This is a genomic window from Streptomyces sp. NPDC005774 (genome assembly GCF_042871645.1).
GTDB classification, from domain to species: Bacteria; Actinomycetota; Actinomycetes; order Streptomycetales; family Streptomycetaceae; genus Streptomyces; species Streptomyces pratens.
On record NZ_JBIAIV010000010.1, the window covers coordinates 135,378 to 150,748 of the forward strand.

Consider the following 15,371-nt stretch of genomic DNA (forward strand, 5'->3'; position numbering starts at 1 on the left):
CGGTGATGAGGTTTCCGCATGTCCACGTCGGCCCCCGCCAAGGCTCCGATGCCCGATCAGCCGGGGCCCGCACCCGACTCCGGCGCACTGGACCGCTACTTCAAGATCTCCGAGCGGGGCAGTTCCCTGCCCCGCGAGATCCGTGGCGGATTCGCCACCTTCTTCGCGATGGCCTACATCATCGTGCTGAACCCGATCATCCTGGGCAGCGCGAAGGACCTGTACGGCAACCAGCTCGACAACGGTCAGCTGGTCACCGCGACCGCCCTGACGGCGGCGTTCACCACGCTGCTCATGGGTGTCATCGGCAACGTGCCGATCGCGCTGGCCGCCGGCCTCGGCGTGAACTCGGTCGTCGCGCTCCAGCTCGCCCCGCGCATGTCCTGGCCGGACGCCATGGGCATGGTCGTACTGGCCGGTTTCGTCGTCATGCTGCTGGTCGCCACCGGTCTGCGCGAGCGCGTGATGAACGCCGTCCCGTACGGTCTGCGCAAGGCCATCGCCATCGGTATCGGCCTGTTCATCATGCTGATCGGCCTCGTCGACTCCGGGTTCATCTCCCGCATCCCGGACGCCGCGAACACCACGGTGCCGCTGCAGCTCGGCGGCAACGGTCACCTCACCGGCTGGCCGGTGCTCGTCTTCATCCTCGGCGCGCTGCTCACACTGGCGCTGATCATGCGCAAGGTGCCCGGCGCGATCCTCATCTCGATCGTCGTGATGACCGTCCTCGCCATGATCATCAACGCCGTGGCCGACGTCCCCTCCTGGGGCCTGACCGACCCGACCTGGCCCGGCAACCCGGTCTCCACCCCCGACTTCGGCCTGATCGGCGAGGCCAGCCTGTTCGGCGGCTTCGAGAAGGTCGGCATACTGACCGGCGTCCTGTTCGTCTTCACCGTGCTGCTGTCGTGCTTCTTCGACGCGATGGGCACGATCATGGGCGTCTCCGACGAGGCGAAGCTGACCGACGCCGAGGGCCAGATGCCCGGCATCAACAAGGTCCTGTTCATCGACGGTGTCGCGGTCGCCGCGGGCGGTGCCAGTTCCGCCTCCGCCACCACCGCCTTCGTGGAGTCCACCGCCGGTGTCGGCGAGGGCGCGCGCACCGGCTTCGCCAACGTCGTCACCGGTGCGCTCTTCGCCGTCGCGCTGTTCCTCACGCCCGTCGCCACCATGGTCCCGTCGCAGGCGGCGACCCCGGCGCTGCTCGCGGTCGGTTTCCTGATCCTGGCGGGCTCGATCAAGGAGATCGACTGGGCGGACCACACCATCGCCATCCCGGCCTTCGTGACCATGGTGATGATGCCGTTCACCTACTCGATCACCAACGGTATCGGCATGGGCTTCATCACCTTCGTGGTGCTGCGCCTGGCGGCCGGGCGCGGCAAGGAGGTGCCGGTGCCGCTGTACGTGGTGTCGGCGGTCTTCGCCTTCTACTACCTGATGCCGGCGTTGGGTCTGACCTGATCCGACCTGATCGGACCCGGCCCGGCGGGAGAAGCGTTACGGCTCGGTGCCGCGGCTCAGCGCTACGGTTCAAGTGACGTCGTAGAACTTCTCCGTCTCCTCGACGGCGGTCTGGAACCGCTGGTCGAAGTCATCGCGAATGAGCGTCTGGACGACATAGTCCTGGACGCTCATTCCGCGTTTGGCGGCATGCTGCCGGAGCCGCTCGAGCAACTCGTGGTCCATGCGCAGGCTGAGTACATCGGTCCCCATGGGCATGAGGGTTGCCGCACATCCCGGCCCGGCGTGCCCGCATCCACGCCGAGATCACTCGTATGAGTGATTCGAGTGAGCGATTCGACCGAGTGATCCGACCGGGCGATTCCGTGGGTGAGTGGCCGATGTCACGGGCGCCGGCGGTACGTGGGTTCGACGCGAGTAGTCCTTTAGCGAGAGTAATGAGTTATGCTAAATAACATGCCGGACCTCAGCCAGGGCGACGACGAAGCCGCCGTGAACGCCCTTCGATCCGCCGTGATGCGCCTGTCCCGTCGGCTCAAGCATCAGCGCGTCGACGAGTCGCTCAGCCCCACCGAGATGTCGGTGCTGGGAACCCTCGCCCGCTGCGGCCGGGCCACCCCGGGCGAGCTCGCCCGCAAGGAACACGTCCAGCCGCCCTCGATGACCCGCATCGTGGCGCTGCTGGAGGCCAAGGGACTGGTCCGGCTGGAGCCGCACCCGGACGACCGGCGCCAGAAGGTCGTCACGCAGACCGAACAGGCGGAGGCGATGCTCGAAGAGAGCCGCCGCCGGCGGAACGTCTTCCTCACCACCCTGACCGAGCAGCTCGACGAGGACGAGTGGGCGAAGCTCCGTGCCGCCGCCCCCGTCCTGGAGAAGCTCGCGCACCTCTAGGAAACCCAGCAGTTGCCGCTAGGAGGCGAACTTTGAGTACGGGACCCGGAGCAGATTCCGCCCCCGCACCTGACACCGACGACACCACGGCCGACCCCGAAGTGCCAGGCCGGGCCACCCGCACATCCGGGATGTTCTCCTCGCTGAAGGTCAGGAACTACCGCCTGTTCTTCCTCGGCCAGGTTGTCTCCAACATCGGCACCTGGATGCAGCGCATCGCCCAGGACTGGCTGGTGCTCACCCTCACCGCCTCCTCGGCCGCCGTCGGTATCACCACGGCCCTGCAGTTCCTGCCGATGCTGCTGTTCGGCCTGTACGGCGGCGTCCTCGTCGACCGCCTGCGCAAGCGCCCCACACTGCTCGTCACCCAGTCGGCGATGGCCCTCACCTCGCTGGCGCTCGCCGCCCTCACCCTCACCGGACAGGTCGAGGTCTGGCACGTCTACGTCGCCGCCTTCGTCACCGGTCTGGCCACGGTGGTCGACAACCCCGCCCGCCAGTCCTTCGTCGCGGAACTCGTCGGCTCCGGCCAGCTGCAGAACGCGGTCAGCCTGAACTCCGCGAACTTCCAGTCCGCCCGGCTGGTCGGCCCCGCCGTCGCGGGCGTGCTGATCACCGGCGTCGGCACGGGCTGGGCGTTCTTCCTCAACGGCGTGTCCTTCATCGCGCCGATCGCCGGCCTGCTGATGATGCGGGCCCGCGAACTGCACGCCGTCACGCCGTCCCCGCGCGGCAAGGGGCAGCTGCGGGAGGGGCTGCGCTATGTGGCGGGCCGGCCCGAGCTGCTCTGGCCCATCGTCCTGGTGGGGTTCATCGGCACCTTCGCCTTCAACTTCCCCGTCTACCTCTCGGCCTTCGCCTACGACGTCTTCGACGGGGACGCGGGCGTCTACAGCCTGTTCAACACGCTGATGGCGGTCGGTTCCCTGGCCGGCGCCCTGCTCGCCGCCCGGCGCGGCACGGCCCGTCTGCGGCTGCTGATCCTGGCGGCGGTGGCCTTCGGCGGACTGGAGATCGTGGCGGCCGGGGCACCCACCCTGTGGCTGTTCGCCCTGCTCATGATCCCGATCGGCCTGTTCGCCATGACGGTCAACGTCACCACCAACACCAGCATCCAGATGACCACCGACCCGGCCGTGCGCGGCCGCGTCATGGCCCTGTACATGATGGTCTTCCTCGGCGGTGCGCCCGTCGGCGCCCCGATCGTCGGCTGGATCACCGACACCTACGGTGCCCGGGTGGGCCTGGCGGTGGGCGGTGCCATCGCGGCCCTCGCCGCCGCCGTGATCGGCCTGATCCTGGCCCGCGTCGGCAACCTGCGCCTGACGGTCGGCTGGGACGGCGGACATCCGCGGATGCGGTTCGTGCCGCGAACGTCAGGAGGTGCCGGCCCGGACGGCGTGGCGGGGGTGATGGCGCCCGTACCGGTAGGGGCGGTCAGTCGCGGGGGAACTCGTCGGTCCTGAGGACGAGGCCGACGACCGTCCCGGTCAGGTCGATCTCCTCGCCGAAGCCGAAGGTGACGGCACCGTGGTACGTGCCGTCCTTCGGCAGGGTGTGCAGGTGCCACTCGCCGGTGTACGGGTCCACGATCAGGTACACGGGGACGCCGACGGCGGCGTAGGTGTCCTTCTTCGGACCGTAGTCGTTGCCGGCGGTGTCCTTGGAGATCACCTCGGCGACGAACTCGACGTCCTCGTGCCGCCAGCGTCCGTGGGCGTCCTCCTGGGCGCCCTCCGCGAGCGCCACCACGTCGGGCGCGAGCCCGTTGAGACGTCCTGGGTAGTCCATGCGGACGTCGGACGTCATACGCTCGCGCGGGTACTTGGCGCGCAGTTGCTCGACGATGTTCAGGATGATGTCCCAGTGAGTGCGGCGCTGCGGCGTCATGAAGATGTGGCCCCCGACGATCTCGGTCTTGTAACCCTCGGGGATGGGCATTTTCTCCAGCCACTCGAACATCGTGTCGAGCGTGAGCTCGTCTCCGGTGTCGGCCATCGCGATCCTGTCTTCGAGGATGGTCATCGTGGCGCTCCTCCCCGGCTGCCGCTCGATGCGTGCAACCGCGCGGTACAACGATACGCACGGTGACCAGGACACGCGCGGACGTACATACGTTCCACGGGAGGCTGGAGACTGGGCGTATGAGACTCTTCGCCGCCGTGCTGCCGCCCGAGGACGTGTCCCAGGAGCTTGCCGTCGCGGTCGAGGCGTTGCGGGGGCTGCCCGGTGCGGAGGGCCTTCGCTGGACGGGCCGTGCGGGATGGCACTTCACCGTCGCCTTCTACGGCGAGGTCGACGACGCTCTCGTACCCGGGCTGACCGCGCGCCTGGAACGGGCCGCGTCCCGGACCGAGCCGTTCGGGCTGGCCCTGGGTGGTGGCGGGCAGTTCGGGCACGGGCGGGCGCTGTGGGCCGGGGCGGACGGTGACCTGCGCACCCTGCGCCTGCTCGCCGAGCGCGCGGAGGCGGCGGGGCGGAAGGCCGGCGTGGAAATGGGGGAGCACCGCCGCTACAAGGCCCACCTGACGCTGGCCCGCAGCGGCACGGGTATCGACACGCAGCCGTACCTGGGAGCGCTGGCCGGGTTCCGCAGCCGCGCCTGGACCGTGGGCGAGCTTGCGCTGGTGCGCAGCCACCTGCCGAGGTCGGGCGTGCCGGGCGAGCAGCCCCGTTACGAGGTGGTCGCGCGCTGCCCGATCGGGGCGGCCGGTTAGGCTCGAGGGCGTGGACCCGAAAACCCGGAACCGGATCATGGCCGGTGCGCTCGTATTGATGTTCGTCGTGGTGGCCGTGGCGTCGGCGCTCGGTTAGCCGCGACGCCACGGCCGGCCCGCGCGGACGCCGGCCCGCTCCTGCGCCTGTCGTGCCCGGCGCCGGAGCAGGCCGTGTTCCACCCGTTCTACCCGTCCTACCAGGCGAAGGCCTCCGGGGACGGTCCCGGGCCCGGGAAGATCTCGTCCAGCGAGGCCAGCAGTTCCTCGCCCAGTTCCAGCTCGACCGCCCGCAGCGCCGATGCCAGCTGCTCGGCGGTGCGCGGACCGACGATCGGGCCGGTCACCCCGGGCCGGGTGAGCAGCCAGGCCAGCGCGGCCTCACCGGGCTCGATGCCGTGCTTGTCGAGCAGGTCCTCGTACGCCTGGATCCGCGCGCGGGCGGCCGGGTCGGCGAGGGTGTCGGTGGCCCGGCCGGAGGCACGGCGCCCGCCCTGGACCTCCTTCTTGAGCACTCCGCCGAGCAGCCCGCCGTGCAGCGGCGACCAGGGGATGACCCCGAGCCCGTAGTCCCGCGCGGCCGGGATGACCTCCATCTCGGCGCGGCGCTCGGCGAGGTTGTAGAGGCACTGCTCGCTGACCAGGCCGATGGTCCCGCCGCGCCGGGCCGCGGTCTCGTTCGCCTGGGCGATCTTGTAGCCGGGGAAGTTGGACGACCCCGCGTAGAGGATCTTGCCCTGCTGGACCAGGACGTCGACGGCCTGCCAGATCTCGTCGAACGACGTGTCGCGGTCGATGTGGTGGAACTGGTACAGGTCGATGTGGTCCGTCCGCAGCCGCTTCAGCGAGGCGTCCACGGCCCGCCGGATGTTCAGGGCGGACAGCTTGTCGTGGTTGGGCCACGCCTCGCCGTCGGCGGCCATGCTCCCGTACACCTTGGTGGCGAGCACGACCTTGTCGCGCCGCTCGCCGCCCTGGGCGAACCAGTTGCCGATGATCTCCTCGGTACGGCCCTTGTTCTCGCCCCAGCCATAGACATTGGCCGTGTCGAAGAGGTTGATCCCGGCGTCCAGCGCCGCGTCCATGATGGCGTGGCTGTCGACCTCGTCGGTCTGCGGACCGAAGTTCATCGTCCCGAGGACGAGCCGGCCGACCTTCAGTCCCGTGCGTCCGAGCTGTGTGTACTTCATGGTTCCCAAGCCAACGGCCTGGAGTGCGCTCCAGGCAAGCGGGGGCGGGATCGGTCGCGGGGGGAGGCTTGAGGTCGTGACCGTCGGGTCCGCCACCGTGCGGGTCGGGACCAGGGGAGCGGGACGGACCAGGGGGGCGCCGAAGCCCCCCTCCGTCCGCGTGACGCAAGGCGGCGCGTCGACGAACTGCCTTCCACAGCAGATGTGTTGCTGTGTCGCGGCGCTGTCACGGCGGTGTTCTGAAAGGAAGACGGGCGTGACCTGGGGTCTCCGGGGCTCGTCATAGTCGGCACAGGGCGGGAAACCGGCGGAAACGCCGTCGGCTCTCTCCCGCCCCGCCCTCGGAAGGAACCTCCCATGCTGAACCGCCACCTGCGCAAGGCCGTCGTCGCCACCGCCGTGATCACCGCCGGGCTGCTGATGACGGCGTGCCAGAACGACGACGTCGAGGACGGCGCGTCCGGCACGGGCGGAACGGGCGTGGAGGCGTCGGCCTCCGGGAACGCGAAGGGTGTCAGCGGCTCGTTCAAGAACGGGGAGGTCACCTATCTCGCCCCGGGCAAGTACATCGTGTCCGTGCCGGGAAAGGACGACCAGCAGTTCTTCGTCGCCGATGACACCGAGGTCTACGGCGTCGGCACGATCTGCGGCGAGGCGGGGGCCAAGGTGGACGCGCCCTGCACGCTGGACCAGTTGGAGGCGGCCGCCAAGAAGGACGCCGTGGGCGCCGACGTGGAGATGAAGAACGGTGTCGCGACCCTGGTGACCGAGCGGCGTGCCGCCCAGCAGGGCGCTGGCTCCGGCTCCGATTCCGACTCGGGCTCCGGTTCCGGCTCGGACGCGGGCTCGGGCTCCGACTCCGGTTCCGGCGAGACCGCCGTCGAGGGCATCGACAAGGGCAAGGGTGTCAACGGAACCTGGTTCGGCAACGTCTCCTACCTGGCGCCGGGCAAGTACACGGTCTCCGACATGAAGGGCGTCGAGCAGGCGTTCTTCGTCTCCGAGGAGACCGAGATCTGGGGAGCCGGCGACATCTGCGGTGACGCGGCGGGGCAGAGCGCCACCGAGTGCACCGAGGCCGAACTCGAGGAGGCGGCCAAGAAGGGCGTCGGAGCCGAGGTCACCATCAGCAACGGCATCGCGACCAGGATCACCGAGGACCACTGAGCCGCGGACCGACCGCAGGGCAGGACGTCCCGGGCGGGGCGTCCCGGACAGGGCGCCCCAGGGCAGGACGCTCCGAAGACGGCCTCCGGAGCCACCCGGATCTACCCGGAGGCACCTGGTTCCACCTCGGCTCCACCCGGATTCGTCTGGATCCATCCGGATCATCCCCGATCGACCCGGATCCGCCCCGATCCCCTGGAACCGCCCAGGGCGGCTCGGAACCACCGGGAACCTCCCGGCCCCTCGGAGTGAGCCCCTACGCCGCGGTGTAGGGCCCGCCCAGTTCCCAGCCCCGGTACAGCGCCTCCGCGAAGGCCTCGGCGATCCTGTGTTCGCCGTTCGCGTTGGGGTGGGTGCCGTCGTAGGTGTCGGTGTGGATGTCGTACTCCGGCGGAAGCGCGGCCAGGAGGACGGGGGAGTCCGGGGTGTCCAGGTCGACGGCCGTCTTCGCCAGGAGGTCGTTGAAGCGGGCGACCTGGGCGGCGAAGCCCGGATCGACCTCCGCGCGGATGTTGGGTATGACCGGGAGCACGACCAGACGCACGCGCCGGTTGGCCGCGCGTGCCGCCGCGACGAAGGCGCGGACGTTGTCCGCGGTCTGTTCGGGGTTCGTGTAGAAACCGAGGTCGATCAGGCCCAGGGAGACCAGGAGCACGTCGGCACGCAGGGTCCGGACGGTCTCGCCGATCAGCGGCACCATGTGGTGCCAGCCCTCGCCCCAGCCGGCCAGGTGCCCGCGCGGGAAGTCCGGGTCGGCGTAGGCGTACGAGGTCGGGGAGTCCGTCTGCGGGTCGTGCAGCGTCTCGCGCGGACCGACGAGGGTGAAGGGGCCGCCGTACTCCGCGCACAGGTGCTGCCACAGTCGGTAGCGCCAGGTGTGTTCACCCGCGCCCCCGATGGTCATCGAGTCGCCGACGGGCATGAACCTGAGCATCCGATCATCATCGTCGATCCGCCCCGCCACCGCGATGTGAGTCCGACCACCCACCGTGAACTGCGCGGTGTGATGGCACTCTTGGGGCATGCGCCGACCCCTCGCCCCGCTCGCCGCGGCCACCACCGCCGCCCTGTTCGCCGCTCCGGTTCTGCTCGTGGGCGCGCTCGGTGCGCCCGCCGCGGCCGCCGACGGCGCCGACGCGGGCGCGGGGAACGACTCCTTCACGATCCAGGACCCGCGGATCACCGAGTCCAGCGGGCTCGCCGCCTCCAGGCTCCACCCGGGCGTCTACTGGACCCACAACGACAGCGACGACGGCCCCTACCTCTACGCCGTCGACAGCGCGACCGGCGAGACCGTCGCCCGGATCACCCTCACCGGAATCGGCAACCCCCGGGACGTCGAGGCCATCTCCATCGGGCCGGACGACCGGATCTTCGTCGGGGACATCGGCGACAACCTCGGCGGCACCTGGCCGCACGTGTGGATCTACGAGCTGCCCGAGCCGAAGGAACTGCGGGACCAGACCGTGCGGGCCACGCAGTACGTCGTGACGTACTCCGACGGGGCCCGCGACGCCGAGTCCCTCGTCGTGCACCCGAAGACCGGGCGCGTCTACATCGTCGACAAGAAGGAGGAGGGCGGACACCTCTACGAGGGGCCCGCCGAACTCTCCGCCTCGGGCGGCAACGTCTTCCGGCCGATCGCCCCCGTCGACCTGTGGGCCACCGACGCCGCCTTCTCGCCCGACGGCCGGCAGCTCGCCGTACGGTCGTACTTCGGCGGCATCCAGTACGCGTGGGACGACGCGACGGACGGGAAGATCGAGCGCAAGGGGCGGCTCGGCGTGCCGCTCGCGGGGCAGGGCGAGTCCGTCAGCTACTCGGCCGACGGCTCCCGGCTGATGTACGGGAGCGAGGGCGAGCAGAGCCCGGTCGAGTCCCGGGAGGTGCCCGGGGGCGGCGCCGGTGGTGAGGGCGGCGAGTCGTCCGCGGGCGGCGGCTCGTCCGCCGGTGAGGACGGGGACGGCGCCGGTGGTGACGGTGGTGACGGGCTCAAGGTCGGGGTGATCGTCGTGATCGTCGTGGGGGCCGTCCTGCTCGGGCTACGACGGCTGTTCCGGCGGAACTGAGCGGTCCGGCCCGGCTGCGGGGGCGGACGCCGGAGTGGACGGCGGAGTGTACGGCGTAGCGGACGCCGGGGCGGCTTTCTCGGTGCGGGCGGTCACGAACAGTTCCAGACCGTCCAGGATGCGTTGCAGTCCGAACTCGAAGTGGTCGAAGTCGAAGCTGAAGGTGTCCTCGGCGAGGGAGGCCAGGACGGGGTAGCGTCCGCTGGTCATGGCCTTCTCCAGGACCGGGTGCTGGGCCTCCCAGAACTCCGCGTCCGTGAGCCCGGAGGTGCGCTCGGCCTCCTGCTGGTAGAGCTGGGTGCGGGCCGCGCCGACGACGTACCCCTCGATCGCGGTGATCGCCGACAGCAGTTCGGGGTCGGACAGGCCCATCGGCCTGATCCGGGACATCACCTTCTCCAGGCCGTCGAGCGCGCTGGGCCCGAGGATCGGCCGGGACTGGTTGACCTCCAGCAGCCAGGGGTGACGGCGGTACAGGGCGAGCGTGGCGCGGCCCAGGACCTCCAGGGTCGAGCGCCAGTGGCCGTCACCGAAGTCGCCGGGGTCCTCGGAGGTGCGCTGGACGCGGTCCAGCATCAGATCGAGCAGCTCGGCCTTGCCGGGTACGTAGCGGTACAGGGACATCGTGCCGGTGCCGAGTTCCGCGGCGATCCGGCGCATCGAGAGCGCGCCGAGCCCCTCCCGGTCCGCGAGCTCGACGGCGGCCTCCACGACCCGCTCCAGAGTCAGGCCCGGTTTCGGCCCGCGGCTCGGCCGCCGGCCCGTGCCCCACAACAGGTCGAGGGTGCGGGTGATGTCACCGCTCCCGCTCGTCTCCCTGCCGCTGGTCTCCCCACCGCTTGTCATGAGGCCAGTCTAGATCCGCGGAAAAAAACTGGGTACACCGTACGCGTAATCGGGTACGGTGTACCCAGTTAGGTGGAAGGGGGACCCATGAACGACGGTCATGACAAGGGCGACGGGCCCGGCAGCGGCGGTAGCAGCGGTTACGGCGGGCACGGCGGGGACGACGCCTACGCGGTGCGGGCCGAAGGGCTGGACAAGCGGTACGGCGAGAAGCGTGCCCTCGACGGCTTCGATCTCGCCGTCCGTACGGGCACCGTGCACGGCCTGCTGGGGCCGAACGGTGCCGGGAAGACCACCGCCGTGCGCATCCTGTCGACGCTGGTCCGGCTCGACGGGGGACGGGCCACGGTGGCCGGTCTCGACGTCTCGCGGCGGGCGCGCGAGGTGCGGGCGCGGATCGGGCTCACGGGACAGTACGCCGCCGTGGACGAGGTGCTCACCGGACGGCAGAACCTCGAGATGTTCGGGAGGCTGTTCCACCTGGGCGGGAAGCGGGCCCGGTCGCGGGCCACCGAACTGCTGGAGCGGTTCGACCTGAGCGACGCCGCCGGCAAGGGCGTCGGCGGCTACAGCGGAGGGATGCGGCGGCGCCTGGACCTCGCCGCCTCCATGATCCTCGCGCCGGCCGTACTCTTCCTGGACGAGCCGACGACGGGACTCGATCCCCGCAGCCGCAACGAAGTCTGGGACTCCGTAAGAGCGTTGGTCGCGGACGGCACAACGGTGCTGCTGACCACGCAGTACCTGGAGGAGGCCGACAAACTGGCCTCCCGCATCACCGTCATCGACCAGGGCAGGGCCATCGCGGACGACACCCCGGACGGGCTGAAGAACCGGATCGGCGGCGACCGCATCGAGGTCGTCGTCGCCGACCGGGCCGACATCCCGCGGGCGGTGAAGGTGGTCTCCCGGGTCACCGACGGCGAACCCGATTCGGACGAGAGCGAGTTGCGCGTGCACGCCCCGGTCACGGACCGCGTGGCCGCGCTGACCGAGGTGGCGCGCACACTCCAGGACGAGGGGGTGCGGGTCGAGGACATCGGGCTGCGCAGACCCAGCCTCGACGACGTCTTCCTGCGCCTCACCGGCCACCGCACGGACGTTTCGCAGACGAAGGAGGCTGCCGCATGAGCGCCGTCGACCTGGCCGACCTGGCCGACCTGACCGAGCCGGCCGACCCGGCCGACTCGACCACCGCGCCCGTCGCGCGTGGCCGCGCGTACTGGGCGCTCGCCGACTGCTGGAACATCGTCCGCCGCGGCCTGACCCACTACCGGCGACAGCCCGTCAACATCGCCTGGCAGCTCGGCTTTCCGATCCTGTCGGTGCTGCTCTACGGCTATGTCTTCGGCAGCGCGATGACGGTGCCCGGCGGCGGGGACTACAAGGACTTCCTGATGCCCGGGATGTTCGTGATGACGATGGCGTTCGGCTTCATCAACACCGCGACCATCGTGGTGTACGACGCCACCAAGGGCGTGATCGACCGGTTCCGCTCGATGCCGATGGCGCCGTCCGCGGTGGTGGCCGGGCGCGGGGTGACCGATCTGGTCGTCGCCTGCGCCGAGCTGGCGATCCTCGTGCTCACCGCGCTGGCCATGGGCTGGCGGCCGGACGGCGGCTGGGGCTTCCTCGCGGCGTTCGGCCTGCTGCTGTGGCTGCGGTTCGCGCTCATCTGGCTCGGGGTCTGGCTCGGACTCCTGGTGCCCAACCCGGAGGCTGCGGGCGGGCTGTTCGCGGTCGCCTTCCCGCTGACGATGATCTCCAGCATCTTCGTGGCCCCGCAGCTCATGCCCGACTGGCTGGGCCGGCTCGCCGCCTGGAACCCGGTCTCGTCCACCGCCGCGGCCACGCGTGAGCTGTTCGGTACGCCGGTCGGTGGCGGCGACTCCTGGATCGAGCAGCACGCGCTGCTGATGGCGGGAGTGTGGCCGCTCGTACTGACGGCGATCTTCCTGCCGCTCGCGGTACGGAGGTTCCAGAAGCTGAGTCGGTGAGTCGGTGAGTCGGTGAGTCGGTGAGTCGGTGAGTCGGTGAACCGGTGAACCGGTGAGCGGCTGATGCGGCAGGAGGCGGACGGCGTCCGGGTGTGAATGCCGTCCGCCTCCTTGACGTGTTCATGTGACATGGCTTGCATGGAGGGTGCGGGGTAGTGGGAGCGCTCCCACTCGTTCCGGGCCCGCCCTCCGAGAGGAAGCAGCGACATGTTCCGCAGCTTGCGAAGAGCGCTGTGCGTGGCCGTGGCGGCATTCCTGTTACCGCTGGCGGGTGTGCAGCCGGCCGGTGCGGCGGAGCCGGGCGACGGCACGGCACGCGCCGTCATGGCGGGCGAAGGGTACTGGCACACCGACGGCCGACGCATCCTGGACGCCTCCGGGCAGCCCGTACGCATCGCCGGCATCAACTGGTTCGGCTTCGAGACCGACGTCCGGGTGGCCCACGGCCTGTGGGCCCGCGACTACAAGGCCATGCTCGACCAGATCAAGTCCCTGGGTTACAACACCGTCCGCGTCCCCTACAGCGACGACATCCTCAAGCCGGGCGCCCTGCCCAGCAGCATCAACCACGACGGCATCAACACCGACCTGCGGGGCCTGACCTCGCTCCAGGTGCTGGACCGGATCGTGGCGCACGCGGGGCAGAGGGGCCTGAAGATCGTGCTCGACCGGCACCGTCCCGACGCGGCCGCGCAGTCGGCGCTCTGGTACACCTCGGCGGTCCCCGAATCGACCTGGATCACCAACCTCAAGGCACTCGCGGCCCGTTACAAGGGCGACTCGACCGTCATCGGCATCGACCCGCACAACGAGCCACGCGACCCCGCCTGCTGGGGCTGCGGTGACACGGCACGGGACTGGCGGCTGGCCGCCGAACGGGCCGGCAACGCGGTGCTGTCCGTCAACCCCGAGCTGCTGGTCCTCGTCGAGGGCGTGCAGTCGTACAACGGGGTCAACGGCTGGTGGGGCGGCAACCTGATGGGCGTCGCCGACCACCCGGTCCGCCTGGACGTACCCGGCCGGCTCGTCTACTCCGCGCACGACTACGCCACCAGCGTGGCCCAGCAGCCCTGGTTCAACGACCCGTCGTTCCCCGCCAACATGCCCGGGATCTGGGACAAGTACTGGGGCTACGTCTTCAAGCAGAACATCGCCCCGGTCTGGCTCGGCGAGTTCGGCACGACGCTCCAGTCGGGCGTGGACCAGCGGTGGCTGTCCGCGCTGGTCTCGTATCTACGGTCCACGGCGCAGTACGGGGGAGACAGCTTCCACTGGACCTTCTGGTCCTGGAACCCCAACTCCGGTGATACCGGCGGCATCCTGAAGGACGACTGGACGACCGTGGACACGGTGAAGGACGGCTACCTCGCGGACATCAAGGCCCCGGGGTTCGCGGCGGGCGATCCCGGCGGACCGGGAAACCCGGGCGACCCCGGTGGTCCGGGTGACCCCGGTGACACCGCCGAGTGCGCCGCCGCCTACACCGTCAGCAGTGACTGGGGCGGCGGCTTCAACGCCGACGTGAAGGTCACCAACACCGGGACCGTGCCGCTGACCTCCTGGAAGGTGACGTGGACCTGGAGCGGTACCCAGCGCGTCACCAGCATGTGGAACGCCTCCCACACCCAGTCCGGGGCGACGGTCACCGCGGTCAACGCCGGGCACAACGGAGCGCTCGCGGCAGGCGGTTCGACGAGCTTCGGCTTCGGTGGAACACCCGGCGGCGGGAACGTGCCGAGCGTGACGTGTACAGCGACGTGAGCGATGCCTGATCAGGGGCTTGGCACAGTGGCCCGTACACCGTGCCGGGCCCCTGCCGGTGCAGGCCACATGGCTCATGCCAGGGGGCACGGGGGGTCCAGGTGGGTGGATTCAGGCAAGCCGGAGAATGCGCTCGATCATTCTCCCGAAATTACCTCAGAGTGCGTGGGCATTCCCTCGGCGGGTCCGTCAGGTTGTGAGCGCGCCTATTCGAACGCCTTGGGCCGCCGTCAAAGGGGGGCATGATTCGCTCGTTGCCGACCCGCTGCCTGTATGGACAGCTACTGTTACGACCTGCGGATTTCCGGCTCTACCGGGAAAGTGGCCCTCATGAATGGGAAATTTTCGGCCAAGTGTCCGCGCGGTGGCTGGATGGCTTGCTGTCCGGCTTGGATGGTGCGATAGTCAATGGGCAAGGTCCTATGTGTTCTCTGGAGAGCACTCAAAGGATCTTGCTCTCGTGGGCCCCCGGCATGCCGGGGGTTTCTGCGTTTCTAGAGACCATCCGTGTCGAGCCAGATGATGCCATCAGTGCCGTGGTCAGGAAGCCAGTGCCGTGACAGTCGCCGGTAGGACTTCGACATGGCCCCCACTGGGTTCATCTTGGGCCACACCTCGGGATGGGCAAGCCCCAGGTGATGGAAGGCGGCATAGCCGACCATGTCGGCAGCCTGGATGAACTGGCTGTACCGACTGTCCTGCATGATGGGGTCTTCGAGAACCCTGCGGGTGGTGAGTGGCAGCCGGCGATGTGCTGCTCGGTAGGGACTTGCGTTACGTACCGCCTGCTCCCAGAGCTTTTGGGCGTCCTCCTGTGCCATGCCGGAGCTGTCCTCGGGTCCGGCCTGGCCGTCATACATGATCAGCACGCGGGTGTCCTGCTCAAGGGCCCATAGTTCCAGGTGGTCGACGAAGCCCTGGTACACCTCGGCTATCTGAGCGGTACGGCCCGCGACAGTCAGCACACGCAGGCTGGCGCACCGGGCCAGCTGCCTCATCATGAGGTCGTGCGCAGCAAGGCGTGCCGGGCGGCCGAAGCGCTGATTCTGTTCGTCAGTCGCACAGGGCCGGCCTCGCCCTTTGACCAGGCTGTTGGCATGCAACTCGGTGTTCTTCGAGATGCCCCACGTCTCCTCCAGCCCTCGTCGGCCTTCCAGCCAGCAGTGCAGGAGGTCGTTCCAGCCTTCTTCGGGCACGAGGAGCCCGGTCAGAGTGCGGCCCTGGTCCGCCCCTGAGTCATCGGCGTAACAAAAATGCACCTTC

Annotated in this window: 15 protein-coding genes; 9 read left to right on the forward strand and 6 right to left on the reverse strand. The window is 69.6% G+C overall.

What is annotated here, in order from left to right; genetic code table 11:
• Positions 1-18: 18 nt before the first annotated feature.
• Positions 19-1,470, forward strand: coding sequence for an NCS2 family permease (locus ACFYQA_RS12565; RefSeq protein WP_388915515.1), 1,452 nt, complete (start codon positions 19-21; stop codon positions 1,468-1,470).
• A 69-nt stretch (positions 1,471-1,539) separates the two neighbouring features.
• Here the strand turns inward: ACFYQA_RS12565 and ACFYQA_RS12570 are convergent, their stop codons facing one another.
• A complete protein-coding gene (locus tag ACFYQA_RS12570) occupies positions 1,540-1,722 on the reverse strand; it encodes a ribbon-helix-helix protein, CopG family (RefSeq protein ID WP_055573657.1) in 183 nt (60 codons plus the stop codon).
• 204 nt (positions 1,723-1,926) lie between these two features.
• Between ACFYQA_RS12570 and ACFYQA_RS12575 the strand changes: the two genes are divergently transcribed.
• Positions 1,927-2,364: a MarR family winged helix-turn-helix transcriptional regulator gene (locus ACFYQA_RS12575; RefSeq protein WP_388915518.1), complete on the forward strand. Its 438-nt coding sequence runs from the start codon at positions 1,927-1,929 to the stop codon at positions 2,362-2,364.
• Positions 2,365-2,396: 32 nt separating this feature from the next.
• The gene (locus ACFYQA_RS12580) at positions 2,397-3,830 is read left to right on the forward strand and encodes an MFS transporter (RefSeq protein WP_388915521.1); all 1,434 of its coding nucleotides are present in this window, start codon (positions 2,397-2,399) and stop codon (positions 3,828-3,830) included.
• On the opposite strand, the gene ACFYQA_RS12585 is transcribed toward ACFYQA_RS12580, so the two are convergent.
• Entirely contained in the window at positions 3,802-4,389 is a 588-nt protein-coding gene (locus ACFYQA_RS12585; RefSeq protein WP_388915524.1) for a Uma2 family endonuclease, read from the reverse strand. The two genes, ACFYQA_RS12580 and ACFYQA_RS12585, sit on opposite strands and share 29 nt — an antisense overlap.
• 119 nt (positions 4,390-4,508) lie before the next feature.
• On the opposite strand from ACFYQA_RS12585, the gene thpR reads away from it, so the two are divergent.
• The gene (gene thpR / locus ACFYQA_RS12590) at positions 4,509-5,081 is read left to right on the forward strand and encodes an RNA 2',3'-cyclic phosphodiesterase (RefSeq protein WP_388915527.1); all 573 of its coding nucleotides are present in this window, start codon (positions 4,509-4,511) and stop codon (positions 5,079-5,081) included.
• A gap of 194 nt (positions 5,082-5,275) precedes the next feature.
• On the opposite strand, the gene ACFYQA_RS12595 is transcribed toward thpR, so the two are convergent.
• Positions 5,276-6,268, reverse strand: a complete 993-nt coding sequence (locus tag ACFYQA_RS12595) for an aldo/keto reductase (RefSeq protein ID WP_388915530.1) — start codon at positions 6,266-6,268, stop codon at positions 5,276-5,278.
• A 357-nt stretch (positions 6,269-6,625) separates the two neighbouring features.
• Here ACFYQA_RS12595 and ACFYQA_RS12600 point away from each other — a divergent pair, with 357 nt between their 5' ends.
• Complete coding sequence (locus ACFYQA_RS12600; RefSeq protein ID WP_388915533.1) at positions 6,626-7,435, forward strand: hypothetical protein; 810 nt, start codon at positions 6,626-6,628, stop codon at positions 7,433-7,435.
• Between the two features lie 256 nt (positions 7,436-7,691).
• Here the strand turns inward: ACFYQA_RS12600 and ACFYQA_RS12605 are convergent, their stop codons facing one another.
• Positions 7,692-8,369 (reverse strand): GDSL-type esterase/lipase family protein, encoded by a 678-nt coding sequence (locus ACFYQA_RS12605; RefSeq protein WP_388915535.1) that lies wholly within the window; start codon positions 8,367-8,369, stop codon positions 7,692-7,694.
• An 88-nt stretch (positions 8,370-8,457) separates the two neighbouring features.
• Between ACFYQA_RS12605 and ACFYQA_RS12610 the strand changes: the two genes are divergently transcribed.
• Positions 8,458-9,504, forward strand: coding sequence for a WD40 repeat domain-containing protein (locus ACFYQA_RS12610; RefSeq protein WP_388915537.1), 1,047 nt, complete (start codon positions 8,458-8,460; stop codon positions 9,502-9,504).
• Here ACFYQA_RS12610 and ACFYQA_RS12615 read toward each other — a convergent pair.
• On the reverse strand, positions 9,478-10,350 hold the full coding sequence (locus ACFYQA_RS12615; RefSeq protein WP_388915540.1) for a TetR/AcrR family transcriptional regulator: 873 nt from the start codon (positions 10,348-10,350) through the stop codon (positions 9,478-9,480). The two genes, ACFYQA_RS12610 and ACFYQA_RS12615, sit on opposite strands and share 27 nt — an antisense overlap.
• Positions 10,351-10,437: 87 nt before the next feature.
• Here ACFYQA_RS12615 and ACFYQA_RS12620 point away from each other — a divergent pair, with 87 nt between their 5' ends.
• The 3 genes from ACFYQA_RS12620 to ACFYQA_RS12630 all read left to right on the forward strand — a co-directional run bounded on the left by ACFYQA_RS12620 (position 10,438) and on the right by ACFYQA_RS12630 (position 14,108).
• On the forward strand, positions 10,438-11,481 hold the full coding sequence (locus tag ACFYQA_RS12620) for an ATP-binding cassette domain-containing protein (protein WP_388915544.1): 1,044 nt from the start codon (positions 10,438-10,440) through the stop codon (positions 11,479-11,481).
• Entirely contained in the window at positions 11,478-12,347 is an 870-nt protein-coding gene (locus ACFYQA_RS12625; protein WP_388915547.1) for an ABC transporter permease, read from the forward strand. Before ACFYQA_RS12620 ends, ACFYQA_RS12625 begins: the two co-directional genes overlap by 4 nt.
• Before the next feature lie 207 nt (positions 12,348-12,554).
• On the forward strand, positions 12,555-14,108 hold the full coding sequence (locus ACFYQA_RS12630) for a cellulase family glycosylhydrolase (protein ID WP_388915550.1): 1,554 nt from the start codon (positions 12,555-12,557) through the stop codon (positions 14,106-14,108).
• Positions 14,109-14,602: 494 nt separating this feature from the next.
• Here ACFYQA_RS12630 and ACFYQA_RS12635 read toward each other — a convergent pair whose 3' ends face one another.
• Positions 14,603-15,367, reverse strand: a complete 765-nt coding sequence (locus ACFYQA_RS12635) for a DUF3800 domain-containing protein (RefSeq protein ID WP_388915552.1) — start codon at positions 15,365-15,367, stop codon at positions 14,603-14,605.
• Positions 15,368-15,371 lie beyond the last annotated feature (4 nt).